Annotated in this window: 1 protein-coding gene; it reads right to left on the bottom strand. The window is 53.3% G+C overall.

Going from position 1 to position 272, the window contains the following annotated elements; genetic code table 11:
• A partial coding sequence (locus B4920_RS26305) for an ATP-binding protein (RefSeq protein WP_139379679.1) occupies window positions 1-272 on the bottom strand: 272 nt, incomplete at both ends.

Genomic DNA, 272 nt, shown 5'->3' with positions numbered 1-272 from the left:
ACCCTCTGGGGATTAACCTGTTTTTGCACCTGAGTTTGCGTATCCAATGCCTTATCACATTGGGTAAAGCTCAGCTCAAAACCAAACTCACTGCCCTTGCCAGGTTCGCTCTTGACCCAAATGCCCGGCCCCTGTGCATCCATCAGTTCAACTAACTGTTTGCAGATGGCAAGCCCCAAACCTGTCCCACGGCTGCGCCCCTGATTAGGCAATACGCAGTAAGGCATAAATAATTGCTCGCGCACCTCGGGCGCAATCCCCACGCCGGTATC

Source organism: Zoogloea sp. LCSB751 (assembly GCF_002028455.1).
Classification (GTDB): Bacteria; Pseudomonadota; Gammaproteobacteria; order Burkholderiales; family Rhodocyclaceae; genus Zoogloea.
Note: the sequence above shows the minus strand (reverse complement) of the source record. Positions and strands in the feature narration are given on the sequence as shown.